A 24,770-nucleotide genomic window follows, 5' to 3' on the forward strand; every position below is an offset into this window, starting at 1 on the left:
ACCATTCATGCAAAACTGGTTTGCAGCGCATCCGTTTATTGCCTATATTGTCATCTTTGTGTTGATAACGTACGTCTATAATAAAGTCTTCCGAGTCAGTCAGAGGCTTCCTTTGTTAAAGGAAATTCTGTTATACATTCTGATGGCTATCGGCTCTGGCATGCTGCTTATTTTCCAGCATGATAAGCTCCCGATCATTCAGTGTCTGCTCGTAGCAGTGGCATTAATGCTGCTGGTACGGGTAAGGTATTTTATGGAAGCACGGCAGAAGAGAAAAGCTGAGGCAGCGGCAAAGAGGGGCTAAACCCCTCTAGCTGTCTGCTTTATTATTTTTCTAAAGGTTCCGTCGTTTATAGAGAGATTAACTCTAAATAAATGAAAAAGGTGTTTACTATGAGTCCTAACAATACGGGTTTACCTCCAAGAAATCGAGGCAGCGTTAAGTCAGACAAGCAGCCATCGAAGCAGTCTCCTAAGAAGAAAAAGAAAAAGAGTGCCTTCAAGACGTTTTTGAAATTTTTGCTGATTATTATCATCTTAGCGATTTTGAGCGTAGCTATTTATATCGGAGTACTTTGGAAAAAGGCGGACTCAGGTGTTCTTAACACAGGAAACAACACACCTGTACCTGCTGAACGTTCTGCGAAGGTAAAGCCTATTACGATGCTACTACTTGGTACGGATTATCGTCCGGAGACAGGTACACATCTGTCTGATGTCATGATGGTGATGGCATTTAATCCAGATACGTTGTCAGCGACGGTTGTATCGATCCCACGGGATACGAAGATTGATCTCGAAGGTTATCGGGAGAATAAGGCGAATGCTTTTTATCCGATCTATTTATCCGAAGAGAAGAAATCGGGTGAGAAAGCTGAGGATCGAATGAAGAAGATGCTCGGTAAGTACCTAGATACACCTATTGATTATGTAACTGTGCTCAATTTTCAAGCGTTTCGTGATGCGGTAGATGCTCTTGGTGGTGTTCAGGTAAATGTGGATATGAACATGTGTTACAAAGACACCGCTGACGGAACCAACATTAATCTCAAGAAGGGGCCCGCTGAGTTAAACGGAAAAGATGCTTTGGATTACGTTCGTTATCGTAAATCAAATTGTCGTCCAAAAACACAAGCCTCCGATGACTTTGATCGTAATAAACGTCAGAACGAAGTACTACATGCTCTAATTGACAAAATGCAGTCTCTTTCAGGTATATCTAAAATTGGTGGGGTACTTGATTCCATGGATAAGAACTTAGAAATGGATATTGAATCAGATCAATTAAAGAACATGATCTCTACGTATTGGAAAATTTCCAAGGACAACGTTAAGTTTATGCCGATTACAGGTAATTGGAAGAGTCCTTATGTATATGTGAGCGACGGTGAAATTAGTAAAGCTAGCCAAGCTTTAGCGGATGAGATTGCCGGGAAAGCTGATCATAGTGCAGATTCAACCGATGAACAAACAAAGCCTTAAAGTTGAAGTCAATTTTTAACTTGGGATATAATAGAATAGATCAAAGGATACTGTAAGGGGGTCAACTTGATGTCCGAAACGGTTACAAGATTACAACATTCATTATATGATCAAAAGGCAGCGTTCCTTTTAACGGATGCTCAATTGAATTCATACCCTAAATCCAGCAACTTTCCGACCGATTGGATGGAAAGTTGCTGTGTGATGCAAAAAGCCTAGTGAGGATTTCACTAGGCTTTTTATTCATGTATAGGTATCCTTTGATATGATCAGCATGCTCCAAGTTTTAAGTTTAAATAAGTTTAGCGTTTTGTGTTTTCTGGAACCGTAGATGTGTTTTGATTTTGTTTCGGTTTGACATCTTGCGGTAGTTGAGGAATGATGCGTCCGATGATGTCTGCCATCTCAGAAGCAAACCCAGAGACTGGACGTCCTTTCCTAACATGCTCTCCAATTTCAGCAATACGGCTTGATAAGTCCATATCTGCCGTAACCAGTGATTTTTTACCTCTTGGATCCTTTCGCAAGGCTTCCGCCACAGAGTACTTAATACTTCCAACCCGAGAACGGGTTAGCTGGCCGTCTACATCAATGCCTACAACGGCTCGATTACCAAAGACAACCACATGTGCGTTTTTAACACCTGGTACCTTTTTAGCCAATGTCTCTAAATGATCCTTGACCTTTAAATCCGTTGTTTCTTTAATCGTATTCCCCGCCGCTTTAGATGTGGACTTTAGGGAAAGGCGACTATAGCGGTCCGAAGTCTGGCCATTTGCTGTTTCGTGTTTACTTTGAGGAGAGGGTGATGCACTATTGTTCGCAGCGGTATTACAACCGCTAAGCAGCACTAATGATAACAGAGTGAGCAGAAACAGTCTCATATGTGATCCTCCTTTCCAGGTAGTAGATTAGAGTGATGGTTTGAAATTAGCATGTCCATGACACAACAATTTATGTGTTGATTATGAAATGGGTGGAGGAAGATAGATGAGAAAAATCTTCGTGCTGGATACTAATGTGCTGCTTCATGATCCTAATGCCATTTTCACATTCGATGAACATGAAGTCATCATTCCCGCTGTTGTTCTGGAAGAGATTGACTCTAAGAAGCGTAATGCCGATGAGATAGGCCGTAATGCGCGTACAGTGTCTCGTCTGTTGGATGGATTACGTGAACAGGGTCATTTACACAGCGGTGTACCCTTGGGTAATGGAGGCCGTTTAAAAGTTGAACTGAATCATCGTAGCTTCCTTAAGGTTCAGGAAATGTTCGGAGAGGTATCGAATGATAACCGAATATTGGCTGTTGCACTTAATTACCATATTGAGGAGCAAAGCGAAGCGAAAGAAGGCGAGGCTGCTTCGGTTGTGTTAGTGAGCAAAGACGTACTAGTACGGATTAAGGCCGATGTATTAGGGTTGGTTACACAGGACTATCTCACCGATCGAACAGCAGGGCCTGGAGATCTATATAGTGGTTACTCCACACTCAAAGTGCATCCTTCCATCATCGACGAGTTTTATTCTTTTCGGTCACTCCCGATCAAACCGTTACAACTTCCATACCCGCTCTATCCACATGAATTTGTTATTCTAAAAGATGAAATGGGCAGTACCAAATCCGCGTTATTAAAAGTTAATACGAATGCAACGAAACTAGAGCCGCTATTCCTCAGCAACGAGTCCGTATGGGGAATGAGTGCCCGGAATGCCCAGCAAAGAATGGCACTAGAATTACTGCTAAATGATGAAATTCCCCTCGTAACAATCACAGGAAAAGCGGGTACGGGGAAAACGCTGCTTGCACTAGCGGCGGGACTACTGAAGGTTGAGGATGAACATAAGTATAAGAAGTTGCTCATCGCAAGACCTGTTGTACCTATGGGCAAGGATATTGGTTATCTACCCGGTGAAAAAGACGAGAAACTACGTCCATGGATGCAACCGATTTATGATAACCTTGAATTTTTGTTTGATACAAAGAAATCAGGCGATATTGAGAAAATATTAATGGGGCTCGGTAGTATCCAGGTTGAAGCACTAACTTATATTCGCGGTCGCTCTATACCGGGACAGTTTATTATTATAGATGAAGCACAGAACCTCTCTAGGCATGAGGTCAAGACGATAGTATCTAGGGTTGGGGAAGGTAGTAAAATTATCTTGATGGGAGATCCGGAGCAAATAGATCATCCGTATCTCGATGCATCAAGCAATGGGCTTACGTATCTTGTGGAGAAATTCAAGCAGGAAGGGATCAGCGGCCACATTACTCTGGAAAAGGGTGAGAGATCTAAACTGGCACAATTGGCTGCAGATTTACTTTGATTCAAACATACGCTAATTAGTTAACCTACAAACTCTGTCGACCGCCCAATTATGGAATGGTAGATAGAGTTTGTATGTATAAGTAAAAGTTTCCCATAAAAGTAGGACAAGTTACCTATCCTTTTGTTAGAATAAGTGTGTAGATTAAAGGAGAGGGAGGCTCAAGACTTGAAGCGGAAAAAATACATGTTTCTGTTTGGCGTTTTGCTGCTATCGTTAACGAGCTTGTCCCCGGGTCTCAATCAAACTCCGTCGGACTATACGAAGGAGCAGCGAAGACCTGCTTTGTATCCTTTACCTTCTTCACAACGAAATCCGGATGATCATCTTCCGATCCGCATCATGGTAAATCTAAACTCTTATGAATTCGAAGAACTCCTTAAATATAATAATGATTACATGAAAGAAACTGGTAATCTTGTAGAAATGACCAATGTTCCAAACGCAGATGCATATCATATATTTAACTCCTCATTGGCCGTAGGTGAGGCTCCCGATATTATGGTAATGAATAGTACTTGGGTTCGCAGCTTCGCTACCCAAGGTTATTTGCTGCCCGTTGAATCCTATCAAAGTACTGCCTCGGGACGAGAAGCAGTGCGAGCGTTACTTCAACCATTGACATGGAATGGATATCAATGGGGAACACCAATGGATATGGACCCTTACGTACTTTCATGGCATACGGATTCATTAAAGGCTATGGGAATAGAGGATTTACCCCAGGGAAGTAAAGCTTGGAAGGAACTGCTCGCCAAACAAGAGACCCGCAAAGATAAGAAACTAATTGCTATGAATACTGAAGATGCCTTTGCTTTAGCGGCCTTGACTGTGGCTATGGATGGAAATCCTCTGCATTTGAGTGAAGAGGATATGGATTTATTGACCAAAGCACGTCCTGCCTTTGATTTTAGCCCGAAAGGATCTATGAATGATTTAACTTCGGGGACGGTAGGGAATATACCTCTTGAAGTCTTGCCCATCTCGAAAGCGGTTACTTTAGACGGAGTATACAGGGATCGAAGTAAGGAACTTCAAATGCCAGAGTCATATTATGCTAGTAATCCATTTCTACTTCGAAGTCGTAGCTTTGCGGTAACTGCGCAGTCGACACACCCGAAGCGAGCTGCGGAATGGGTAGCTTATATGAATGACCCAGCGCTTCAGCTTAAATGGTTTAAACATACAGGCAAGCTTCCAGCGTTAACTGCAAATTATCTTGGAGATGTTGTGAACGATACCCAGGAGATACCTGTGCGGTTAAATGAACTATTGCACTCTGGGGTAGATATAGATATCAAAGTAGACAATGAGATACAAGGGAAATGGGATTTGTATAACAAGGCTGCCAAGCTGTGGTTATCAGGGATAAACACAGCTCAGCAATATAAGCAGATGGTGGAGGCGGTACAGAAGGAGAAGGATAAGAGCATTAAATAGCGGACTACATGGATAATTTAAGGATAACGATCAAATGTTTATCTGTACTTTTAACCTCGGTCGCTTTGACGAAAGAAACTATTTTTTGCGGATAAAATCCAAGATCAAATTCTTCCTCGAGCGTTCGGCAAGTCGTATCCGGTAATTCGAGTCCGTTAAATACCAATTTATCAACATGGAACATGATTGAATTCTGAGGCTCGTTCTCGACACTGTAATGTCCCTTTACTTCCAAACTTAATGTACCACTTTTACCTGAAGCGGTAATCGAATTATTTGCAAAATGGAAAGAGAATTGATTAAATATCTCATTTTTGGATCGAAGAAAAAGGTTTAAATCATCCTCATGAATATCAATCGTGTATGTGCTTCCGTTCGTACGAAGTGTACCTTCTTTATTTTTTATAAAATCGGGTAGATCCTGCATCGCAGAAGCCAGTGCCTCGAAATATTTCTTCACCTCATAGATCCCGATATTGTTCCAGTACAGTGTAAACTCCTCAATCATTTTCTTTAAAGCTTCTGGATTAGCACTTCCAGCGAGACTGCTGTCCACTTCTTTCTGAAGCGCTAGAACACGTTCTCTTTGCTTAATTAAATTCATTCTCATCATATCGAGTTCAGCCACAGTTCGCTGCATTTCATCTTCCATAGCCTGAATTTTATGGTAGTCTGTTTGGTATGTATCCAGAATTGTAGCATCTTGATCTATGATCATCTCATAATAGCTGTAAATTTGCAGAAAATTGCTGATATTTGACGCAGACAGAAGTAAAGTAAACAAGTTATCACGTTCACCCATATAATAAGACCGAACAATAGCTCCTGCACTGTCTTGCTTAGCTTTAATTTGATTGCTTTTGGATACTAGATCCTTCTGTAGAGCATTTCTGGATGCTTCTGCAGTTGCTTGCTGCTTCGTAATCCGCTCGATTTCGTGGTCGATTTCCACTATAGATAGGCTATTTTGAAGTAGGTCATGCTGATTTGAATCTATACTGGTGGCGGGGTCTGCATCGAGAGGGCTGCCTAGTAGCAGCAGAGAGACAAGCAGCAGAGGCAAGAGCAAGCTCTTAGTGAGCAAATGACGATCTCTGTCCTTCAAAGTTCATCCCTCCTCATATGTCCCATGTAAATATATGACTTGTACCCGGAAAATATCATTATTCTCTTTTTCAACATAACAAAGAGCGAATGAAACAAAAAAAGCAATCCGTCAAAATTGTCGGATCGCTTTTTCGTAGTAGAGCATTTGCGGCTTTGATCGGATTATAGGGGTAAGCCCATTTGAAAGACTGTCCAGTAACTGAAACCGGTAAAGGTCACGATCATATAGCCCCAGAAGAGAAGAATGTAGGTTCTCTCCGTAAATTTCAAATAACCCAAAATTACGAAAAATGCTGTCTGCAAGAAGAACAACAGAGCCATTTCAACCAGGTTCCCGGCATAAGCCATTAAACCGATTACAAGTGTGAAAAACCCAAGTACTCTAAACATGCGTGCCACGTAAAATCCCCCTCTCCTATGTACGGTCATAGCTTTGCTATGTACCATTATAACGTTAACCCAAAATTGTGTAAACGAAAAAGTCATAAAGAAATTACATCTTTTTCTTTATTGTGAACCATGTGAAGGAAAGTATTCATCCTTTATCTTTAATTTTGCCTCAAAGAGTATGAGTCGATCATAAAATGGAAATACAATTTAGTATCAAATAGATTCTATGAACTCTATGAGAAGCATAGGAATGAAATAAGCAGCTTTTATACCTAATTCTATACCGGAACGCGTCCGGTGATGAAGACGGTTATTTTAGGATGGTGTTAGGAGGGTTTGGTTGCATGACAGCTGTTAGACAAGATGCTTGGAGCATCGAAGACGATCTTATTTTAGCGGAAGTAACCTTAAGGCATATTCGCGAGGGAAGTACTCAGCTTGCAGCGTTTGAAGAAGTAGGTGAGAAGATCGGCAGAACATCAGCTGCTTGTGGATTTCGCTGGAACAGTTGTGTCCGTAAAAAGTATGAGGATGCGATCAGCTTAGCGAAGACACAACGTCAGAAGCGCAGTTATTACAAAAAACAGCCTTCTAATAATGGTCTGCAAGTGGCAGGATTGATATCGGCAGATGTAGAACCGTCTTATTATAAGGTAGATGGTGCTAGCGAAGAAACATTATCGATTGATGCTGTCATTCGATTCCTGAAGCAGTGGAAGGGCAGTATACAAGAGAATGGACGTCATTTAAAAGTAATGGAGAAAGAATTACGTGACAAGGATGAAGAGCTATCCGGTTTACGTAGATTAAACGAACGTTTGTCTCGCGAAGTCAGCGAGGTTCAGACGGATTATCGTGTTGTCAATGATGATTACAGAGCATTAATTCAGATTATGGACCGCGCAAGAAGGCTGGCTTTTCTGAATGAAGAAGAGGATGAGCAGAAGACTAGATTTAAAATGGATGCTAATGGAAACTTAGAACGAATCGAGTAGTGGATTCAATACATGAATACGTATACTTTAACCCGTTTGAAACGTAGATGCTACGTCAGAGCGGGTTTTTTCACGTTTAGACAATATTATGGGATATAATATCTCTATATCCTACATAAAGCAGGTGTGTAAATTATGATTATTGATATTGTGGGCGGCGGTTCACTAGGACTTCTATATGGAAGTCGGATGGTATTATCAGGACAGAGCATTCGGTTGTGGTGCCGGAGCATGAAACAAGTTGAACTTCTTCGCTCTCAAGGTCTTTACATCAGTGAAGAAGGGGCGGTTACCGTCAAGTTAGAGCCGCATCAGTTCGAAGCAAATATTATTGAAAACTTCAGTGAAATATGGTGTCAGCGTCCGGGAGACTGGTTGTTACTTATGACTAAACAGAAGGATGTTCTAAATGTTTGTCGTAACTATATTGAAGGTATTCGAAGCTATTTACATCTTTATCATCCACCGGGAGTGATATGCTTTCAGAACGGAACAGGACATGTGGAGAGCATACAAGACATATTGCAAGGCTGGGATGTATACACTGCGATTACGACTGAGGGAGCAAAGCGGATTTCTGGCTATGAAATATTTCATGCTGGAAGAGGTGATACATGGATTGGAATATCTGGGAAATCAAATTTATTTATAACGGAGCTTAAACGTTTGGAAATACGTGCGGACTCTCTCATTAATGGACTCCAGCAGGCAGGATTTAAGGCATTATTGTCGAATGATATCGATGAGATTATGTATAGAAAATTATTAATGAATGCAGTCATCAATCCATTGACTTCACTCTGGAGGGTTACGAATGGACAACTTCTCGACTCCTCACAGCGTATGGGCTGATGAAAGATCTGTTCGATGAAGGAGTGACAGTATATAATGCGTGCGGAATTTATTATCATCCTAACTTGTGGGATCAAATCATAGAGGTGTGTATTTCTACTTCCGGTAACACATCATCTATGCTGAAAGATGTATTGAATGGTTCACCTACAGAGGTATCTTGGATTAACGGAAGTATTGTAAAATTGGCAATCAAGGCGGGGATCGAAGCTCCCTTGCATCAATTGTTCACTCAACTCATTGAAGGCTTGAGAATAGAGGAGGATTGAGGCTTTGAATATCATTCAGAATTCATTTATTTTTTTAAGCATTCTTCCGTTTTTTCCATTTTTAATTGTATATTACGGCTATTACTGGTGGAAGAATAATAAGAACACCGCATTGCTTCTGGCAATGGATGTGACGACACTATTTCTAATTATATCGGTATCCGCTTTATTCAACAATGTCTTCCGCTCTAAATTTGGTTTTTATCTAATTTTGTTATTCATTTTACTTGCTATTGGCTTGATTGGAAGTGCGCAAAACCGCTTGAGAGGGAAAATTAATATACCCAAAATGTCCCGTTTGATTTGGCGTGCTTTATTTTTAATTATGAGTGTTAGCTACATATTTTTTACTTTATTTGGAATAATAAAATACATATTACTAACAAATTCTTAACCTAAAATACACATATAATCGTTGTTAACGGCAGTTCTAAAGAATTAGCCGTTTTTTCTTTATTTTGTTAATAGATTTTTTTGACCACTGGTTGTATAATCAATTACCATATACTTAAATAACCTTAGGGGGAAACATCAATGAGAAGGAAAAGTCTATTAGCCCTGCTAACGCTTATTCTTGTTGTTGGTACCGTGCTTGCTGGATGCGGTTCCAAAAACGATAAGGATAACAATTCATCTAGTGGTGATACAACAGGTGCTGCAAAAGAACAAGTGCTTCATATTAACTTAAGCGCTGAGCCGCCAACATTCGATCCGGCGCAAGCTCAAGACAGCCAAGCCCACACTGTACTTAACATGATGTATGAAGGTCTTGTACGCATGGACAAAGACAGCAAGCCTATTCCAGGTGTTGCTGAAAAGTGGGATATTTCCTCCGACGGTCTGAAATACGTGTTCCACTTGCGTAAAGATGCTAAATGGAGCAACGGCGATGCTGTAACAGCAAAAGATTTCGTATTCGCATGGGAACGGGTTCTGAACCCAACATCAACACCTGCACCTCCTTATGCATACCAAATGTTCTATGTTAAAGGTGCTGAAGATTATAACAGCAAAAAAACAACTGACTTTTCAACAGTGGGCATAAAAGCTACTGATGACAACACACTGGAAGTTACTTTGAACAATCCGACTCCTTATTTCTTGGGTCTGACTTCATTCTACACGTTCTTCCCAGTGCATCAATCTGTTAAAGACAATGCTAAATGGGCTACAGAGCCTAAATCAATGATTACTAATGGACCTTTCGCGTTGACTACTTGGACAACGGGTCAGAAAATTGAAGTTACTAAAAATGCAAACTACTGGGATAACAAAGACATCAAGTTGAGCAAAATCACGATGTCCCTTTCTAATAGTGGTGCTACTGAGCTTTCTAGTTATAAAGCAGGTCAGATTGATTATGCAGGTATGCCAAATGGAGAAATTCCAACGGACCAAATGCCAGCAGTTAAGAAAGAGCTGAAGGATGAACTAAACTTGAAGGCAATTGGTGGTATTTATTACTACCAATTCAACGTAACTGCTAAGCCTTTTGATAATGCTAAGATTCGTAAAGCGTTTGCTATGGCAATTAGCCGTCAAGATATCGTTGACAAGGTTACACAAAGTGAAGAAAAACCTGCATTCGGTTTCGTACCACCAGGAATTGCAGGTCTTAAAGAAGAGTTCCGTACAGAGAACAAAGATGATTTCTTTACTGAAGATATGACAGCAGCTAAGCAATTACTAGCTGATGGTATGAAAGAAGAAGGATACACAACGCTTCCACCAGTTACACTGATCTATAACTCCAGCGACAAGCACAAGAAAATTGCTTTGGCAGTTTCCGATATGTGGAAGAAAAATCTTGGCGTTGATGTGAAAACAGAAAACCAAGAGTGGGGCGTATTCCTTAAAAACCGTAGAGGTTTGAACTATCAAATCGCTCGTGCAGGCTGGAGCCCAGACTACAATGATCCAATGACATTCTTCGATCTTTGGACTTCGAAGAGCGGTAACAACGATGTTGGATTTAAGAACAAAGATTATGATGCACTTGTAGCTGATGCTTACAAGTCTGCAGATAATGCAAAACGTATGGATAACTTCAAAAAAGCTGAAACACTTCTAATTAAAGACGAGCAAGTGTTGATGCCATTGTACTACTACACGAACGTTTCACTAGTGAAACCAAATGTTAAAGGTATTTTGATTGATTATGCAGGTTCTGTTGACTTTACAAGAGCTTCCATCGAATAGTTTCGAATAGTATGATTATAAAGTGTTAAAAGCTTATATAAGCTGTTCGGGATATATATGTGGAATTCCATATATATCCCGTTTTTTTTGCTTCAAAAGTCTAATATGGTAGACATTTCGTAATTGTGAAATATCTAGATTGGACAAGGAGCGGTCATTTTAATTAAAATTAGACTATGTCGAATAAAGTCGAATGACAGATCAGATTCATACGCGGGGAGGGTTGACGGGCATGGTTCGTTATGTAGCCAATAAGTTTTTCTATTTGCTGGTGTCGTTGTTCATTTTGATATCAGCCACTTTCTTTCTGATGAAAGCCATACCTGGTGATCCTTTTATGTCAGAAAAAAATGTACCGCCTGAAATTCAAGCCCGCCTTTATGAGCAATATGGGTTGGATAAACCGGTATATCAGCAGTATTTTAAATATTTAGGTGATATTGCTACGGGAGATCTCGGTATTTCCATGAAGCATCAAAACCAAGAGGTCGGAGGAATTATTCTTCAGACATTTTCGGCATCGCTTAAGCTAGGAATATTTGCGATTATCATTTCCGTTATTGTAGGTGTGCTACTCGGAATGGTTGCGGCGCTATACCATCGAAAACTGATTGATAATATTGCCATGATTTTGGCTGTACTAGGGATCGCGGTTCCGAGTTTTGTACTCGCTTCACTAATCCAATTTATATTTGGTGAAAAATTAGGTTGGTTCCATGTTATGGGCTTTGACGGCCCGCTTGACTACGTCTTACCTGTCGCTGCGCTCTCAGCACAGCCAATTGCCTTCATTGCACGTTTGACGCGTTCTAGCATGCTTGAGGTGCTTCATGCAGATTACATTAAGACAGCTAAAGCTAAAGGTCTGAACTGGTTTACGATCATGTTCAAACACGTCATTCGAAATGGTATTTTACCTGTAGTAACCTATATCGGCCCAATGACAGCGAATATCATTACAGGTTCAGTTGTTATTGAACAAATTTTTGGTATTGGTGGAATAGGTAAAGTGTTTGTTGAATGTATTACCAATCGTGATTACACGATGATTATGGGCGTTACGATATTCTACGGTGTTCTGTTGATGCTCGCCCGTTTCATTACAGATATTGTATATGTGCTGGTTGATCCACGTATTAAATTAACCGGCGGGAAGGAGGGCTAACAGTGACTACGAATGAAATACCATTATCTAAAACGACATCGGTAGAGCTGACGCCCGAAGACTTCCACAAAATTGGGACGGATGAAAAACAGGCGGAAATTATTCAGCGTGAGAGCCTCTCGGCATGGAGAGACGCCTGGGATCGTCTGAAGAAGAACAAACTGGCAATGACTAGCTTGGTGATTTTATTCCTAATCATCCTAGCTGCTATTGTTGGCCCGTTGATTTCTAAGTTCAACTACTATTCCAATGACTTGCTAAATACGAATCAGCCTCCTTCCTCAGAGCACTGGTTTGGAACAGATGACTTGGGACGTGATATGTTCGTACGTACCTGGATGGGTGCTCGAATTTCACTTATCGTTGGTTTAGCGGCAGCTTTAATTGACTTGATGATTGGTGTCATCTACGGCGGAATCATGGGTTACTTTGGTGGTCGCGTAGATGCTATTATGAATAAATTTTCGGAAATTTTGTATTCGATTCCTTATATGCTTGTTACCATTTTGCTGCTTGTTGTGTTTGAGCCAAGCATTGGAACGATTATTTTGGCTTTAACGATTACAGGCTGGATTAACATGTCATGGATAGTTCGTGGTGAAATCATGCAGCTCAAAAACCGTGAATTCGTTCTGGCTTCGCGTTCAATGGGTGCAGGTTCAGGTCGGTTATTGTTCCGCCATCTGCTTCCCAATGCAATAGGTCCAATTATTGTTACACTGACTCTCTCCGTACCAAGTGCTATTTTCTCAGAAGCGTTCTTAAGCTTCCTCGGCTTGGGTGTACAAGCGCCAGTGGCTTCACTTGGTTCGATGATCAACGATGCGCTCACAGGGTGGATGTATTATCCTTGGCGGATGCTGTTCCCAGCGATCCTGATCAGTTTAACCATGCTTGCATTTAATATTTTCGGTGATGGCCTCCGTGACGCGCTCGATCCGAAACTGAAATAACTGGAGGTGAGATCATGGAACCCATTTTACAGGTCAAAGACTTGCATATATCATTCAATGTCAAAGGCGGAGAAGTTAAAGCCGTTCGTGGCATGAATTTTGAGATAGCTAAAGGGGAAACGGTGGCGATTGTAGGTGAATCGGGTAGTGGTAAAAGTGTAACCGCACAGACAATTATGCGCCTGATCCCATCTCCTCCGTCTCTAATTAAGAGCGGTGAAATTATTTTTCAGGGAGAAGATATACTGAAGAAAACCAACAAGCAAATGGAAAGTATTCGCGGAAATGATATGGGCATGATTTTTCAAGACCCGATGACTTCGCTCAATCCAACCATTAAAGTTGGTAAACAAATTACAGAAGTGCTCATCAAGCATCAGAAGATGTCAGCTAGTGAAGCAAAAGATCAAGGAATTGAGATGCTTAAACTGGTTGGTATTAAAAATGCGGAAGAACGCTTCAATCAATATGCCCATGAATTTTCCGGTGGTATGCGTCAACGTGTTATGATCGCGATTGCCTTGGCTTGTCGGCCTGCACTGCTTATCGCAGATGAACCGACGACAGCTCTTGATGTTACGATACAGGCACAAATTATGGATGTTATGAAGGAAATGCAGAAGAAGCTTGGCACATCAATTATTCTAATTACACATGATTTAGGCGTTGTAGCCGGTATGTGCGACCGTGTAATTGTAATGTATGCAGGTGAAGTGGTTGAGACGGGTACGAAATGGGAGATTTTCAAAAATCCTCAGCATCCATATACTAAAGGCCTATTACGTTCAATGCCACGACTGGATCAGAAGAAGAATGAGCCTTTGATTCCAATCATTGGTACTCCTCCTGATATGATTAAGCCACCGATTGGCTGCGCGTTCTGTGCGCGTTGTGATGAAGCTATGAGGATTTGCGAACGCGTGAATCCGGATGCTACTGTATTTAGCGACACGCATAAGGCTCGTTGCTGGAATCTTCATCCGATGGCGAAGGAGGGACAATCCTCATGAAAGAGAACCATTTAATCGAAGTTGAGGGACTTAAGAAGTACTTTAATGTTGGCGGCGGTAAAATCGTTAAGGCCGTTGATGATATCAGCTTTTTTATTCGTGAGGGTGAGACGCTTGGTATGGTAGGGGAATCCGGCTGTGGTAAATCGACCGCAGGCCGTACGATTCTTCGTCTGTACGAGCCTACTGCGGGTAGTGTTAAGTTTAATGGACAAGATATTACCAAGCTCTCTCCTAAAAATATGAAGGCCATGCGCCGCGATATGCAGATGATATTCCAAGATCCATATGCGTCGCTTAATCCACGCTTTACCGTATCGGATATCATTGGTGAAGCTTTGGATATTCATAATCTTGCGGGTAGCCATAAAGAGCGCAAGAAACGCATTGAAGAACTCCTTGATATGGTAGGACTTAATCCGGACCATGCAACAAGATATCCACATGAATTCTCTGGAGGTCAGCGTCAGCGGATTGGTATTGCACGCGCACTTGCGGTAAATCCGAAATTTATTATCTGTGATGAACCGATTTCAGCACTCGACGTATCGATTCAAGCTCAGGTGGTTAATCTGTTAAAAGATCTACAAGAACGTCTTGGATTAACTTATTTGTTTATTGCACATGATTTGTCCATGGTCAAACACATCAGTGACCGTGTTGCTGTTATGTATTTGGGTAAAATGGTCGAACTGGCTGACAGTGATGAACTCTATGCTAATCCAATTCATCCTTACACGAAGACGTTATTGTCTGCGATTCCGATTCCTGATCCAGAAGTTGAAGAGAAGAAACAGCGGATTCGTATGGATGATGACTTGTCAGGTCCGATCCATTCTGCAAAGGACGACAAGAGTCTTATTATAGAAGATACAAAGCTTATTGAAGTGTCTAAAGGGCACTGGGTCGCTGCTCCATACGCATAAGCCTGATGAGTTAACCGCCGGGTGTTCCGGCGGTTTTTTGTTTATTTTGACGTGAAGGTGAACATTCGGTACAATCAAGGAAGATTTTTATTAAATGAACATTAGAAAGAGTTTGGATAGGCACAGAATAGGAGGCAGACCTCATGAATGTTGTTTCAGGTTCGCTGAAGAGCGGATCGGCTCTGGCAGATGATTATATTAAACGTTTCTCGCAAGTACAGCATTTATATGGTGCGGATTTTAACCAGACTTCAAGCTGGGAAAAACGTGCAGAATGGCTGGATGAAACAGAACAGAACCGGGTTAGCCGAGATGAGCTGTTCGAGTGCCTTACACAATATAACGGGAAGCACAATTCCCATGAAGCGGTACATACTTCACTTGAATTGCTTAAGAAACCAGGTACTTTAGCCGTTGTTGGTGGACAACAAAGCGGTTTGTTCACTGGTTCTTTGCTTGTTATATATAAGGCAGTAACGATTATTCAGTCAGCAAAAGAAGCTCAGGAGAAGCTCGGACGCCCCGTTGTACCTGTGTTCTGGATTGCTGGAGAAGATCATGACTGGGATGAAGTAAATCATACCTATTTAATGACACCAGAACTCAAAGTATCCAAAATTAAAATGGATGCCCAGCCCGGCCCACGTTCTTCTGTAAGCCAGATCAGCGTAAAATCAGAACAATGGCGCCAAGCGCTGGAGAAACTCGGTTCAATACTGCCGGACAGTGAGCATAAATCCGATATTCTTCATCTTTTACGCCAATCTACCGAGGAATCAAATAACCTTAGTGATGCTTTTGCTAAGCTAATGGGGCATTTATTTGGTGAACATGGTTTGATTTTGTTGGATTCAGCAGATCCCGAGCTACGTAAGCTTGAAATGCCACTTTTTGAAACGATCATTGATCGTAATGATGATTTAGAAAAGGCATATCAAGCATCAGCTTCACGTATCACATCACAGGGTTATAGTTTGCAGGCAGAGGTTGCGGAAGACGGAGCTAACCTATTTTATATTCATGAGGGTAATCGGTTCTTGCTCTTTAAACAAAATGGTTATTTTGCTGATCGTAAAGGCGTAATTTCTTTTACAAAAGAGGAAATCAAGGACTGTATACGCACTCACCCTGAGCGGTTCAGTAATAATGTACTGACGCGTCCCCTCATGCAGGATACAATTCTCCCTGTATTGAGTAGTGTACTTGGTCAAGGCGAAATCTCTTATTGGGCGCTTACCAAGGATGCTTTTGAGGTGCTTGGGATGAGTATGCCAATTTTACTACCACGGATGTCGTTTACCTTAGTTGAAGGAACCCTGCAAAAATACATGGATCAGTTTGGAATCTCATTCCAAGATGTGCAATATCGTTTGGAGGATTTACGTCAGACGTGGCTATCGCAACAAGATACACAGCAAATCCAGCCTAAATTTGAACAAACTAAACAGGCATTTGAAGCCTTATATGATCCGTTGATTCATGAGCTAGCTCAAACGCAACCAGGTCTCACGAAACTTGGCGAAACAAATAAAAACAAGATTATGGAACAGATTGCTTTTCTGCAGCGTAAATCCAAGGAAGCTCTGGAGAAAAGGAATGATGCAGGACTTCGACAATGGGATCGAATTGGTGTGTCACTATTTCCTCTTGGTAAACCTCAGGAGAGAGTTTATAATATCTTTTATTATTTAAATCGTTTTGGTATTTCATGGATTAATGATTTGATTAATATCTCGGAACATTATTCCGCAGAACATCGAATTATTCAATTATAAATTTAATGGGAGAGTGAGTGAATGCGTTCTATGAGTACATCATCTTTACAGAACAGTGTTGTTAAAGATATGGCTTTGGCACCTGATGGGCATTTGAAAATTGATTGGGTTGAATCACATATGCCTGTTTTGAATCAAGTCAGACGTCAGTTTGAAGCGGAGCAGCCATTTAAAGGTCTTAAGGTTACCATTTCACTTCATTTGGAAGCCAAGACAGCTTATCTTGCCAAAGTTGTTCAGGCTGGTGGCGCAGAAGTTACGATTACGGGTAGTAATCCACTCTCAACACAAGATGATGTTTGCGCAGCACTCGTAGAAGATGGTGTTACTGTACTTGCGAAGTACAATCCAGATCCTGTAGAGTACAAAGAATTTCTCATTCGGGCTCTAGAAACGAAGCCAGATCTAATTATTGATGATGGTGGCGATTTGGTTACGATCTTACATGCGGAGCGGCCTGATTTACTTGAAACGATTCGCGGGGGTGCGGAAGAGACCACAACGGGTATTATCCGTCTTAAAGCACTAGAGAAGGAAGGACTTCTTAAGCTGCCAATGGTTGCTGTTAATGATGCGTACTGCAAGTACCTGTTTGATAATCGATATGGTACAGGTCAATCGGTATTTGATGCCATTAACCGTACAACTAATCTAGTGGTTGCTGGTAAAACGGTAGTTGTCGTTGGTTACGGTTGGTGTGGTAAAGGTGTAGCCATGCGTGCCAAGGGTCTGGGAGCTAAGGTAGTCGTTACTGAGGTTGATGCAATTCGCGCGGTGGAGGCACATATGGATGGGTTCCATGTTATGCCGATGGTCGAAGCTGCGAAGTTGGGTGATTTCTTCGTAACGGTAACAGGTAACCGTGATGTAATTAGTGGTGACCATTTCGACGTGATGAAAGATGGGGCGATCCTATCCAATGCTGGACACTTTGATATTGAAGTGAATAAAATGGATTTGTCAGAGCGCGCATCATCCATTCGTACAGTTCGTAAGAACATTGAGGAATACAAGATGGCTGACGGTCGTAATATTTATTTACTTGCTGAAGGGCGTCTGGTCAACTTAGGTGCAGGCGATGGACATCCTGCTGAAATTATGGATATGACATTCGCACTGCAGGCATTGTCCCTTAAATATGTGAATGATCACTATCAGACAATCGGTAAATCGGTATTGAATGTTCCTTATGAAATTGATAATCAGGTAGCCAGCTACAAGTTGGAGAGCTTGGGAATTGAAATTGATCGACTAAGCGAAGAGCAAATTCGTTATATGGATAGCTGGGCGTCACACGAATAATTAGGTAATTTGTGGTTGGTATTATTTACTATAAAACCCCTTGATCCTTAAAGATCAAGGGGTTTTATGCTGTGCTTTGGTACAGAAATGTAAAATTAAGGTTAGAAAATCATTTGCAATTAGAAGGATTTTGATTTTAAACGGCGAATTTAGTATTCTTAAGTGGTGGAAAGTGGTGCAAAGTGGGGACTTTGGGGTAAAGGAGTGAGTGGGTCAATGTTCATGGGCGAATTTCAACATAGCATTGACGACAAAGGCCGGATTATCATTCCAGCTAAATTCCGTGAACTTTTAGGAAACTCATTTGTAGCTACCAGAGGTCTCGACCAATGTCTTTTTATTTATCCAATGGATGAATGGGGAATTCTAGAGCAGAAGCTAAAGTCCCTACCACTTATGAAATCAGACGCGCGTGCGTTTACCCGCTTTTTTTTCTCGGGAGCAACCGAATGCGATTGGGATAAACAGGGTAGGGTAAATTTACCGTCTAATTTACGTCAATATGCCAAACTAGATAAAGAATGTGTAGTGATCGGTGTTTCAAACCGAGTTGAGATTTGGAGTAAGGATGTATGGGAACAGTACTTCCAGCAATCCGAGGGTGCATTTAACGATATCGCGGAGAAACTGGTTGATTTTAATTTTGATTTATAATTATGGTTTTATAACTTGGTCTGGAGGGCTGCAGCTTGTTTCATCACATCACGGTACTTAAGGAAGAAGCAACAGAAGGGCTGCGCATCAAAAGAGATGGCATATATGTCGACTGTACGCTTGGAGGCGCGGGACATAGCTCTCTGATCGCATCCAAGCTTGGAGAATACGGTAGATTAATCGCACTAGATCAGGATGATTGGGCACTGGATCATGCGAAAGAGAAGCTGGCTCCTTATACGGATCGAGTTTCCTTAGTGAAGACAAACTTCCGATTCTTAGAAGAAACACTAAAGAACCTGTCAGTTCCACTTAAAGATGGCATTCCTCAAGTCGATGGTATTTTATTTGATCTAGGGGTATCCTCTCCCCAATTTGATGAAGCAGATCGAGGATTTAGCTATAATCACGATGCGCCGCTCGATATGCGTATGGATCAATCCTCCGAATTAACAGCTGCTCATATTGTTAATGAATGGTCGGAGCAAGAGATTGCCAGAATTCTATTTCATTATGGTGATGAAAAGTTTTCCCGGCGTATTGCTAAAATTATGGTCGAACGTAGGGCCTTAGGACCCATTCAAACAACGGGTCAGTTGGTCGATATTATTAAAGAGGGTATTCCTGCTGCTGCACGCAGGACGGGTGGACATCCAGCGAAGCGAAGTTTTCAGGCGCTACGGATTGCAGTAAATGATGAATTAGGTGCTTTTGAAGAAGGACTACATCAAGCGGTACGATGTCTTGCTCCAGGGGGAAGAGTTTCTGTAATTACATTCCATTCGTTAGAAGATCGGATTTGTAAGCAGATTCTGAATGGCTATGTGGAGAAGTGTACATGCCCACCAGACTTTCCAATGTGTGTATGTGGTAACAAGGGGCAGATTAAACTGATTAATCGTAAGCCTACGATTGCAGGGGACGTTGAACTTGAACAGAACTCGCGTGCACGATCGGCCAAATTGAGAGTGGCGGAGAAACTATAGATTTGCACTTGGTGATACGGATTATAATCATTCGCTACTGAATACTAAAATGAAGGAGAATCAGACATGGCCTACACGCGTGGTAATTTGGCAGTACAAGAAAAACCGGTTGAACGCGCATATCCTGGATATCGGGAGAAAACAAAGGTTGTTACGCGCCGTACATATCTTCCCATGAAGGAGAAATTTCTTTACTTGCTGACCCTAGCATTTTGTGTCGTGATCGCGACTCTCCTGATTTGGCAGAATTCGCATATTTATGATCTTAATAAACAGAATCAAACGATAATTAAAGATATGAATAAATCTAAACGTAACATTGCACAGCTTGAAGTTCAGAAACAACAGCTGGAACAAAATTTACGTTCTGAGGCCGAGAAGCTGGGATATTCATTGCCTGAAGGTAACCAGTCCATACATGTATCTCGTACTTCTTCTACACCAACCAATAAAGCAGATGCATCTATGAATACAGCTCCAGCAGCTAAAAAATAAAGCTTGTGAGGGTTGAGTGATGGTAAAAAGAATAAAACTTCGCACATTGCTTATAGGAGGATTTATCACCCTCCTTTTTGTTATTTTGATCGTTAGAATTTTTGTGCTTCAAGTCGTTCAAGCTGATAAATGGCACACAACTGCATTGAAAAATTGGAGTAAAGGGTATCCCATAGCAGCTACTCGCGGAACCATATCGGATCGCAATGGTAATGCACTTGCTATTGATGCTCCTGCCTATACAATTGTGGTTAACCCTAGAGTTATTCATGCGAATAATATGGAAGATGAGGTCGTTGAAGGACTTCATCGTATCTTGAATAAGAACGAAGATGATCTCCATACGCTCTTGAATACAAAAGCTATCGATTCAAAAACGAAAGCATATGATTATGTAATTAGCCGTGAGGTTCGTAATGAAGGACTGAAAGTTGACGAGGCCACGAAAAATAAAGTTAAAGAATTCAGTGATACATTGACAAAGCAACTGAAAAAGAATAATCGAAAAAAAGCTGCTGATTCAGGAATCAGCTTCTTAACCCAATCCAAACGCTATTATCCTAAAGGTCAGCTTGCTGCACATGTTCTGGGTTTTGTCGATCGTGAAGGCAAGGCTATTATGGGACTAGAAAGCAAATTAGATAAAGAACTCAAAGGGACGCCAGGTAAGATTAATTACCAAAGCGATGGGAGCGGAGATAAGTTACCGAATCCTAAGGAAACGTTAGAACCGGCTGTCAATGGTAATAATTATAAGCTGACGATTGATGATACGATCCAGTATTATATCGAAGATGCAATGAAAGAAGCTTATGATTTATACAAGCCGATCAGTATGACGGTTATTGCGGCAGACCCTAAGAACATGGAAATTCTAGGACTCGCAAATTTGCCTACCTTTGATCCTAATACATTTTGGGAATCTGAAGACGCATTCTCCAATTTCGCTGTTCGTGCCATTTACGAACCCGGTTCAACGTTTAAAATCGTAACATTAGCGGGTACGATTCAGGAGAAATTATTTAACCCTACGGCTACATATATGTCTGGTAGGGTTTTAGTTAAAGGCACTCGAAGTACCTATTTACATGATATTAATCGCTCAGGATGGGGACCAATTACGTATTTAGAAGGCGTCAAGCGTTCTAGTAACGTCGCTTTTGTTAAAATGGGTGAGATGTTGGGCAAAGATAAACTGGCTAAATACATTGATGACTTTGGTTTCGGAGCAAAAACGGGTATTGAATTACCGGGTGAAATAACCGGAATGATTACCCTGAAAAACCCCGTGCAGACGGCTACCGCATCTTATGGTCACGGTGTCACCGTTACACCAATTCAGCAATTAGCTGCTATTTCCGCAATCGCAAACGGTGGGAAGTTGTTAAAGCCACATATTATCAAAGAGATGATTGATCAATACGGGAAAAACACAAAATATGAGTGAGCCTGATATGGTTCGTCAGGTGATTTCACCGGCAGCTGCTAAGGAAACAAGCAGTTATCTGGAACAAGTCGTTTCTGACCAAGTTCATGGCACAGGCCGTAACGCTTATATTGATGGTTATAGGGTTGCAGGTAAGACGGGTACGGCAATCAAATATACGAATGGACTGCCTGATAAATCTAGATCGGTGGTGTCGTTTATTGGCTTCGCGCCAGTGAATGATCCGAAAATCGCAATGATTATTATTATGGATGAACCGGATTTGCCTTCGGTAGGCGGAGGTACGGTTGCTGCACCAGTCTTTAAAAAAGTTGTATCCCAAACCCTTCAATACATGGGTGTTCCTAAAACAGCCACGAAGGAAGAATCGGAAGGGACTAAACAAGTGGAGACTCGTGCTCAAGCCCCTGATTTAGTTAATAAAGGATTGAAGGAAGCACAGACGCAGCTTCTGGATGCGGGTATCGCTTATGAGAATCTCGGTAAAGGAACCAAGGTAATGAAGCAGTTTCCCTCAAAAAGTACCTTTATGGCTCCAGGCCAGCAGATCTATTTATTAACAGAGACGGATGGTAAAATGGAAATACCCGATCTAACTGGCGCATCTTTGAGAGATGCGATGGATATTCTTACACTTATGAATGCAACGGTAACTGTGGAAGGTGAAGGGTTCGTTTCAAGTCAGAAGGTTGAGAATCAGAATGGCAAACGCGTGGTGAATTTGACATTGCAGCCTGCGAAGGAACAAACATTGGCCGATAATTCTAAAGCCAGCGCGAGTACAGATGCTTCTATAACGGATGAGACAACAGATACAACTAAAGACAGTAAAGAGAATAAATCAAGTGGCAAAAAATCAGATGATTCGAAAAATGATATAGTTAAAGATACTGCTGGTAAAAACGATCACTAAGTACGGCCTGTTCTAACCCCTGTTTGTCCCGAATAATCATGATATGAATACGTTCATGAAGTCAGGACTGACAGGGAGGAATATAAAGTGAAAGTTTCCAATGTGACGTTAAGACGGAGACTGCTATGGAGCTTACTGGTCCTATGTGTTCTTTTTGCAGCTTTGGTTATTAGACTCGCATATGTGCAGTTAGGCAAGAGTGGTGAGCTCTCTGCTGAAGCTGAAGATTTATGGCGTCGTGAGGTCACTTACTCTGCTAAGCGTGGTGAAATATTGGATCGCAATGGTACGGCGCTTGCATATAATATTAGTTCACCAACGATAATGGCTATTCCCGTGCAAGTTAAGAATCCAGATCAGACTGCTAAAATATTAGCACCGCTGCTAGATATGAGTGAAGAAAGTATTAAGAAGATGATTACGAAAAAAACGAGACTTGAAAGTTTGAAACCCGGTGGACGCAAAATTACGATGGAGCTTGCTCAGAAAATTCGTGATTTAAAACTGCCGGGTATCGTTGTTGCAGAGGACAATAAACGATTCTATCCGTATGGTGATCTTGCTGCACATATTTTAGGTTTTACCGGAGGTTACAACCAAGGGTTGACTGGACTTGAACAGAAATATGACAGCAGGCTCAAAGGCTTGGATGGTAATGTATCTTATCTATCTGATGCTGGAGGGCGATTAATGCCTGGTTCTTCTGAGAAGTATGAAGAGCCTCAGGATGGTCTTAATTTAGAGCTAACTATTGATAAATCCATTCAATCCATTATGGAGCGTGAGCTGGATCAAGCGATGGTGCAGTATCAAGCTCGTGGTAGTTGGTCCATTGCGATGAATCCGAAGACAGGCGAGATTCTGGCAATGGCGAGTCGTCCAAGCTACGATCCGGGTAACTATAAACAATATCCAGCTGAGGTGTACAACCGGAATTTGCCGATCTGGATGACGTACGAACCTGGGTCTACTTTTAAAATTATTACGCTCGCTGCCGCACTCCAAGAGAAGAAGGTTGATCTGAAGAATGATCAATTTTTCGATCCTGGTTATGTGAAGGTAGGTGGAGCGAAGCTTAGATGCTGGAAAAGCGGAGGTCATGGTAGTGAAACTTTTATGCAGGTTGTGGAAAATTCCTGCAATCCCGGTTTCGTAGCGTTGGGTCAGCGTCTCGGTAAGGATTCGTTGTTCAGCTACATCCGTAATTTTGGATTTGGTTCCAAAACGGGTATTGATCTGAACGGTGAAGAAAATGGGATTCTGTTTAAACTTTCAAACGTAGGTCCTGTGGAATTAGCCACGACATCATTCGGCCAGGGGGTTTCAGTAACCCCAATACAACAGGTAGCGGCGGTATCAGCAGCTATCAATGGCGGCAAGCTTTTTAAGCCTTATGTGTCTAAAGCTTGGGTTAATCCTACGACGGGTGCAACAGTGAGCGAAACGCAGCCACAGCTCGTCAGACAGGTCATTTCGGAGGAAACGTCTAAACAGGTACGCGAGGCGCTTGAAAGTGTAGTGGCTAAAGGAACAGGCCGTCCTGCTTTTATTGATGGATACCGAGTAGGTGGAAAGACCGGTACAGCGCAACTAGTTGTGAATGGACGTTACTCCGCTACAGAGCATATTGTTTCATTTATCGGGTTTGCTCCAGCTGATGATCCGCAAATTGTAGTCTATACAGCAGTGGATAACCCAGCGGGAATACAATTTGGAGGCGTCGTCGCAGCTCCAATTGTTCAGCGCATTCTTGAGGATTCACTTCATTACATGAAGGTGCCTGAACGTAAGGATCAGCTACCCAAGACCTATAAACTTGGAGAGACACCCGTAGTTACGGTTCCTGATTTGGTAGGGGCTACCGCTAAAGATTTATATGAAGATATGAATATGAATTTCATGTTGTCTAAATCCGGAACGGGAGATACCGTAGTAAGCCAGGCGCCTAAACCAGGTAGCCGAGTAGACCGAGGATCTACGATTCGCATTTATATGGGTACTTCCACAGAGACTGATGATCCAACTAAAGATGTTCCATAACAAGATGCCTAATCATCGCATTACTTGACGATACTATGG

The 24,770-nt window shown here is 41.7% G+C and carries 23 protein-coding genes and 1 pseudogene; 21 read left to right on the forward strand and 3 right to left on the reverse strand.

Annotation, left to right across the window (positions count from 1 at the left end):
• Positions 1 to 7: 7 nt before the first annotated feature.
• From JCM16418_RS04745 to JCM16418_RS24875, 3 genes are all read left to right on the forward strand, one after another.
• The gene (locus tag JCM16418_RS04745) at positions 8 to 304 is read left to right on the forward strand and encodes a YlaH-like family protein (protein WP_036646667.1); all 297 of its coding nucleotides are present in this window, start codon (positions 8 to 10) and stop codon (positions 302 to 304) included.
• Between the two features lie 89 nt (positions 305 to 393).
• A complete protein-coding gene (locus JCM16418_RS04750; RefSeq protein ID WP_036646669.1) occupies positions 394 to 1,482 on the forward strand; it encodes an LCP family protein in 1,089 nt (362 codons plus the stop codon).
• 69 nt (positions 1,483 to 1,551) lie between these two features.
• Entirely contained in the window at positions 1,552 to 1,701 is a 150-nt protein-coding gene (locus JCM16418_RS24875; protein WP_156327208.1) for a hypothetical protein, read from the forward strand.
• Between the two features lie 83 nt (positions 1,702 to 1,784).
• Here JCM16418_RS24875 and JCM16418_RS04755 read toward each other — a convergent pair whose 3' ends face one another.
• The gene (locus tag JCM16418_RS04755; RefSeq protein WP_052020049.1) at positions 1,785 to 2,366 is read right to left on the reverse strand and encodes a YhcN/YlaJ family sporulation lipoprotein; all 582 of its coding nucleotides are present in this window, start codon (positions 2,364 to 2,366) and stop codon (positions 1,785 to 1,787) included.
• Between the two features lie 106 nt (positions 2,367 to 2,472).
• Between JCM16418_RS04755 and JCM16418_RS04760 the strand changes: the two genes are divergently transcribed.
• Positions 2,473 to 3,813, forward strand: a complete 1,341-nt coding sequence (locus JCM16418_RS04760; protein ID WP_036646670.1) for a PhoH family protein — start codon at positions 2,473 to 2,475, stop codon at positions 3,811 to 3,813.
• A gap of 168 nt (positions 3,814 to 3,981) precedes the next feature.
• The gene (locus JCM16418_RS04765; RefSeq protein WP_036646673.1) at positions 3,982 to 5,253 is read left to right on the forward strand and encodes an extracellular solute-binding protein; all 1,272 of its coding nucleotides are present in this window, start codon (positions 3,982 to 3,984) and stop codon (positions 5,251 to 5,253) included.
• 4 nt (positions 5,254 to 5,257) lie between these two features.
• Here JCM16418_RS04765 and JCM16418_RS04770 read toward each other — a convergent pair whose 3' ends face one another.
• Both JCM16418_RS04770 and JCM16418_RS04775 read right to left on the reverse strand, forming a co-directional pair.
• A complete protein-coding gene (locus tag JCM16418_RS04770) occupies positions 5,258 to 6,358 on the reverse strand; it encodes a coiled-coil domain-containing protein (protein WP_052020050.1) in 1,101 nt (366 codons plus the stop codon).
• A gap of 164 nt (positions 6,359 to 6,522) precedes the next feature.
• Complete coding sequence (locus tag JCM16418_RS04775; RefSeq protein ID WP_036646675.1) at positions 6,523 to 6,759, reverse strand: DUF2626 domain-containing protein; 237 nt, start codon at positions 6,757 to 6,759, stop codon at positions 6,523 to 6,525.
• Positions 6,760 to 7,094: 335 nt separating this feature from the next.
• Between JCM16418_RS04775 and JCM16418_RS04780 the strand changes: the two genes are divergently transcribed.
• From JCM16418_RS04780 to JCM16418_RS04850, 16 genes and pseudogenes are all read left to right on the forward strand, one after another.
• The gene (locus JCM16418_RS04780; protein WP_036646676.1) at positions 7,095 to 7,745 is read left to right on the forward strand and encodes an RsfA family transcriptional regulator; all 651 of its coding nucleotides are present in this window, start codon (positions 7,095 to 7,097) and stop codon (positions 7,743 to 7,745) included.
• Positions 7,746 to 7,880: 135 nt separating this feature from the next.
• Positions 7,881 to 8,866, forward strand: a pseudogene (locus tag JCM16418_RS04785) (ketopantoate reductase family protein).
• Positions 8,867 to 8,870: 4 nt separating this feature from the next.
• On the forward strand, positions 8,871 to 9,260 hold the full coding sequence (locus JCM16418_RS04790) for a DUF3397 domain-containing protein (RefSeq protein WP_036646678.1): 390 nt from the start codon (positions 8,871 to 8,873) through the stop codon (positions 9,258 to 9,260).
• Positions 9,261 to 9,400: 140 nt separating this feature from the next.
• A complete protein-coding gene (locus JCM16418_RS04795; protein WP_036646680.1) occupies positions 9,401 to 11,065 on the forward strand; it encodes a peptide ABC transporter substrate-binding protein in 1,665 nt (554 codons plus the stop codon).
• Between the two features lie 232 nt (positions 11,066 to 11,297).
• A complete protein-coding gene (locus JCM16418_RS04800; RefSeq protein WP_036646682.1) occupies positions 11,298 to 12,230 on the forward strand; it encodes an ABC transporter permease in 933 nt (310 codons plus the stop codon).
• 2 nt (positions 12,231 to 12,232) lie between these two features.
• Positions 12,233 to 13,183 carry an ABC transporter permease gene (locus JCM16418_RS04805; RefSeq protein ID WP_036646684.1) on the forward strand — a complete coding sequence of 317 codons (951 nt, stop codon included), beginning with the start codon at positions 12,233 to 12,235 and terminating at the stop codon, positions 13,181 to 13,183.
• A gap of 14 nt (positions 13,184 to 13,197) precedes the next feature.
• The gene (locus tag JCM16418_RS04810; RefSeq protein ID WP_036646685.1) at positions 13,198 to 14,193 is read left to right on the forward strand and encodes an ABC transporter ATP-binding protein; all 996 of its coding nucleotides are present in this window, start codon (positions 13,198 to 13,200) and stop codon (positions 14,191 to 14,193) included.
• Entirely contained in the window at positions 14,190 to 15,119 is a 930-nt protein-coding gene (locus JCM16418_RS04815; RefSeq protein WP_036646686.1) for an ABC transporter ATP-binding protein, read from the forward strand. Before JCM16418_RS04810 ends, JCM16418_RS04815 begins: the two co-directional genes overlap by 4 nt.
• A 143-nt stretch (positions 15,120 to 15,262) precedes the next feature.
• A complete protein-coding gene (gene bshC, locus JCM16418_RS04820) occupies positions 15,263 to 16,894 on the forward strand; it encodes a bacillithiol biosynthesis cysteine-adding enzyme BshC (protein ID WP_036646687.1) in 1,632 nt (543 codons plus the stop codon).
• A gap of 30 nt (positions 16,895 to 16,924) precedes the next feature.
• A complete protein-coding gene (locus JCM16418_RS04825; protein ID WP_036646930.1) occupies positions 16,925 to 18,196 on the forward strand; it encodes an adenosylhomocysteinase in 1,272 nt (423 codons plus the stop codon).
• 216 nt (positions 18,197 to 18,412) lie between these two features.
• A complete protein-coding gene (gene mraZ, locus JCM16418_RS04830; protein ID WP_036646690.1) occupies positions 18,413 to 18,850 on the forward strand; it encodes a division/cell wall cluster transcriptional repressor MraZ in 438 nt (145 codons plus the stop codon).
• Between the two features lie 35 nt (positions 18,851 to 18,885).
• On the forward strand, positions 18,886 to 19,836 hold the full coding sequence (rsmH, locus tag JCM16418_RS04835) for a 16S rRNA (cytosine(1402)-N(4))-methyltransferase RsmH (RefSeq protein WP_036646692.1): 951 nt from the start codon (positions 18,886 to 18,888) through the stop codon (positions 19,834 to 19,836).
• A 66-nt stretch (positions 19,837 to 19,902) separates the two neighbouring features.
• Positions 19,903 to 20,331 carry an FtsB/FtsL family cell division protein gene (locus JCM16418_RS04840; RefSeq protein ID WP_036646694.1) on the forward strand — a complete coding sequence of 143 codons (429 nt, stop codon included), beginning with the start codon at positions 19,903 to 19,905 and terminating at the stop codon, positions 20,329 to 20,331.
• A 19-nt stretch (positions 20,332 to 20,350) separates the two neighbouring features.
• On the forward strand, positions 20,351 to 21,778 hold the full coding sequence (locus JCM16418_RS23550) for a peptidoglycan D,D-transpeptidase FtsI family protein (RefSeq protein ID WP_081765325.1): 1,428 nt from the start codon (positions 20,351 to 20,353) through the stop codon (positions 21,776 to 21,778).
• Positions 21,771 to 22,691 carry a penicillin-binding transpeptidase domain-containing protein gene (locus JCM16418_RS26270; RefSeq protein WP_052020054.1) on the forward strand — a complete coding sequence of 307 codons (921 nt, stop codon included), beginning with the start codon at positions 21,771 to 21,773 and terminating at the stop codon, positions 22,689 to 22,691. The genes JCM16418_RS23550 and JCM16418_RS26270 overlap by 8 nt, the downstream gene beginning before the upstream one ends.
• Before the next feature lie 87 nt (positions 22,692 to 22,778).
• A complete protein-coding gene (locus JCM16418_RS04850; RefSeq protein WP_036646696.1) occupies positions 22,779 to 24,731 on the forward strand; it encodes a stage V sporulation protein D in 1,953 nt (650 codons plus the stop codon).
• The last annotated feature ends 39 nt before the right edge of the window (positions 24,732 to 24,770 follow it).

This window comes from Paenibacillus pini JCM 16418, assembly GCF_000576305.1.
GTDB lineage: Bacteria > Bacillota > Bacilli > Paenibacillales > Paenibacillaceae > Paenibacillus_AQ > Paenibacillus_AQ pini.

Excerpts from the sequence above, each read along its gene's own strand:
- JCM16418_RS04745 (WP_036646667.1), top strand. The coding sequence starts at position 8 with ATGCAAAACTGGTTTGCAGCGCATCCGTTTATTGCCTATATTGTCATC.
- JCM16418_RS04750 (WP_036646669.1), top strand. The coding sequence starts at position 394 with ATGAGTCCTAACAATACGGGTTTACCTCCAAGAAATCGAGGCAGCGTT.
- JCM16418_RS24875 (WP_156327208.1), top strand. The coding sequence starts at position 1,552 with ATGTCCGAAACGGTTACAAGATTACAACATTCATTATATGATCAAAAG.
- JCM16418_RS04755 (WP_052020049.1), bottom strand. The coding sequence starts at position 2,366 with ATGAGACTGTTTCTGCTCACTCTGTTATCATTAGTGCTGCTTAGCGGT.
- JCM16418_RS04760 (WP_036646670.1), top strand. The coding sequence starts at position 2,473 with ATGAGAAAAATCTTCGTGCTGGATACTAATGTGCTGCTTCATGATCCT.
- JCM16418_RS04780 (WP_036646676.1), top strand. The coding sequence starts at position 7,095 with ATGACAGCTGTTAGACAAGATGCTTGGAGCATCGAAGACGATCTTATT.
- JCM16418_RS04795 (WP_036646680.1), top strand. The coding sequence starts at position 9,401 with ATGAGAAGGAAAAGTCTATTAGCCCTGCTAACGCTTATTCTTGTTGTT.
- JCM16418_RS04800 (WP_036646682.1), top strand. The coding sequence starts at position 11,298 with ATGGTTCGTTATGTAGCCAATAAGTTTTTCTATTTGCTGGTGTCGTTG.
- JCM16418_RS04810 (WP_036646685.1), top strand. The coding sequence starts at position 13,198 with ATGGAACCCATTTTACAGGTCAAAGACTTGCATATATCATTCAATGTC.
- JCM16418_RS04815 (WP_036646686.1), top strand. The coding sequence starts at position 14,190 with ATGAAAGAGAACCATTTAATCGAAGTTGAGGGACTTAAGAAGTACTTT.
- bshC (WP_036646687.1), top strand. The coding sequence starts at position 15,263 with ATGAATGTTGTTTCAGGTTCGCTGAAGAGCGGATCGGCTCTGGCAGAT.
- JCM16418_RS04825 (WP_036646930.1), top strand. The coding sequence starts at position 16,925 with ATGAGTACATCATCTTTACAGAACAGTGTTGTTAAAGATATGGCTTTG.
- mraZ (WP_036646690.1), top strand. The coding sequence starts at position 18,413 with ATGTTCATGGGCGAATTTCAACATAGCATTGACGACAAAGGCCGGATT.
- JCM16418_RS04840 (WP_036646694.1), top strand. The coding sequence starts at position 19,903 with ATGGCCTACACGCGTGGTAATTTGGCAGTACAAGAAAAACCGGTTGAA.
- JCM16418_RS23550 (WP_081765325.1), top strand. The coding sequence starts at position 20,351 with ATGGTAAAAAGAATAAAACTTCGCACATTGCTTATAGGAGGATTTATC.
- JCM16418_RS26270 (WP_052020054.1), top strand. The coding sequence starts at position 21,771 with ATGAGTGAGCCTGATATGGTTCGTCAGGTGATTTCACCGGCAGCTGCT.